The organism is Dyadobacter sp., assembly GCF_051859145.1.
Classification (GTDB): Bacteria; Bacteroidota; Bacteroidia; order Cytophagales; family Spirosomataceae; genus Dyadobacter.
The window spans coordinates 9,767-11,973 of record NZ_JBHYGF010000033.1; the positions used below are offsets into that span (position 1 = coordinate 9,767).

Here is a 2,207-nt window from a genome sequence, read left to right on the forward strand (position 1 = left end):
GTGTAATGGACAGACCATACTGCCGCAGCTCCTTTTCTGCCTTCTCCAATCCCAATCGCGGCGCCTGCCAGTAAGGATCGAGTGCCGGATCAGGAACAAGTACGGCAAGATTATAGGTGCGTTGCGATTTAAGTGACTGCGCAATGAAGTTGGGCTCGTAGTTCAGCTCTTTAATAATGCTCAGAATTCTTTCCCGCACATCGTCGGCAACCCTTCCGCGATTGTGGAGCACACGGTCAACAGTGCCTTTGGAAGTTTGTGCTCGCTCGGCTATATCTTTTATTCTTACGATTTTCTTTTTCACAATTAATCAGAGGTAGTTAGCTTCTGTGAAGCATGCAAAAGTAGTAATTAACAGCACTTTCAGGAACAGAGTCGCGGGCTGATTGTCAGTTTATTAATTACTTTTCAAATCTTTTTTATAACAAAAAAGAGAATGTAAATTTTAAAGGCTAAATTTATGTCTTCACGCCAGCTATATGGTTTTAAAATCGTGTACGATAACGACAGTTGATTTTTGTTGCGTGTTCGTGCACTTTTTCACAATTTTGCTTTGTAAATCTAATTTTACGATTAATTTTGTAATCAGTTAATCAAGTAGAAGATTATTCGTCGTTTTGGCGGTTTAACATCTCTGATTAATGTCCATTTGAACAATACCTTTAAGAACAACCAAATAGCATTTGACTTTCCTTGCTCTTATACCTGAAATCCGCCTTTAACCTTTTCTATATTCCTAAATTTTAAGACCCACTTATCCTAAATCCTGAGAAAGCGTAAGTCAGCCTGACTTGCGCTTTCTCATTAAGTGTCAGGGAATTTCGATAGTTACATTGTCGCTGTCAACGTAAGCTGAACACGTCAGGATCCAGCCTTCTTTCAAATCCTTATCCGTTAAAACTTCATTGACGCTCATGTGGACAGCGCCTGTTTTGCAAATACCCGCGCAGGTAGAGCAGCGACCTCCTTTGCAGCTATATGGCAGGCGAATACCCTCTGCGAGCGCGGCATCGAGCACGGTTGTATGTGCCGGAACGTGGAGATGGTACAGCTTTTCGCGAAAGTACAGAACAATGTTATGCGGGTAGGATTCGCGTGGGGCAGGAGGCGCGGAAGTGATTACGAAGTTCTCTTTTCTAATCTGATCTTTGGAAAACCCCATAAAATGGAGCGTGATCTCCGAAGAACGCATCAGATCAAATGGTCCGCAAATGAAAAAGCGCGCATCTGCGCGATTGTGTTTCAGTGACTTATTCACAAGCTGTTCCAGGCGCGTGTTGTTAATCCTTCCCCGGATCCCGTTCCATTCATCCGTAGGCTGACTATGAATGTGAATAGCGCGAAAACGATCCTGGTATTCGCTTTCCAGGTCAAGTATCTGTTGCCAGAACAGCGTTGTTTTTACACTACGGCTTGCGTAAATAAGCGTCACGTGCAACTCCGGCCCCTGACTGAGAGTTTGTTTTAAAATCGAAAACAAGGGTGTAATGCCGCTTCCCGCGCCGATCAATATAATATCACGCTCGCCGGTCAGGCTTTCTTCCAGCACAAACCTGCCTGACGGAAACAACGCTGTAAAAATATCGCCTTCCTGAACACGATCAATCCAGAAGCGCGAGATTTCCCCATTGGGTACGCGTTTGACGGTAATGGAAGGGTAAGTGTCCACACCCGGCGCCGAGCTCATAGAGTAGGAGCGCCGAACCTCGTGCCCGTGCATCTCGATCAGGAAGGTGAGGAACTGGCCGGCTTTGTATACAAGCGGTTTGCCGTCTCTTCTTTCAAAAACAAAGGTTTTTGCATCGTCAGCCTCTTTGATAATCTGCCTGACTTGTATGGATATCGTCGAATCTGACATGTTACTTTTTCGTTTGAATTGACAAGGCGGCACTTTCATGTTGCGCCCACAGCATTTCGTACTCAGCCAGCAAAGTCCATGAATGCGCTTCACATATCCATTTCATGTGAAAAAGCGGAGATATGGATAATTTGTAAAGCAGCGGATTCTCATACGCGGTGAGAAGGCCTGCAATAAAGAAGCCAAATCCTTCAAAATGCTTTGGAGTGAATTGCTCAACCGGGATACGTTGGGCAGCGACACCAAGCCGCAAGAGCGAAATCGATAGCAAAACCCGGTCCATATCGTGCAGGGGAGTCGTGAGCAGCTGCTGCGTATCGGCGATTAACCCGGCCTTGACAGATTCAAG

Annotated in this window: 2 protein-coding genes and 1 pseudogene; all 3 read right to left on the reverse strand. The window is 45.5% G+C overall.

Annotated features, from left to right (window positions below):
* Nucleotides 1–304 (reverse strand): LacI family DNA-binding transcriptional regulator (locus ACTIE6_RS02905; protein ID WP_439555202.1); only part of this gene is annotated, 304 nt, incomplete at its 3' end.
* A gap of 507 nt (nucleotides 305–811) precedes the next feature.
* Nucleotides 812–1,858, reverse strand: a complete 1,047-nt coding sequence (locus tag ACTIE6_RS02910) for a 2Fe-2S iron-sulfur cluster-binding protein (protein ID WP_439555203.1) — start codon at nucleotides 1,856–1,858, stop codon at nucleotides 812–814.
* Nucleotide 1,859: 1 nt separating this feature from the next.
* A pseudogene (locus ACTIE6_RS02915) lies at nucleotides 1,860–2,207 on the reverse strand (hypothetical protein); the annotation flags it as partial.

Excerpts from the sequence above, each read along its gene's own strand:
- ACTIE6_RS02910 (WP_439555203.1), bottom strand. The coding sequence starts at position 1,858 with ATGTCAGATTCGACGATATCCATACAAGTCAGGCAGATTATCAAAGAG.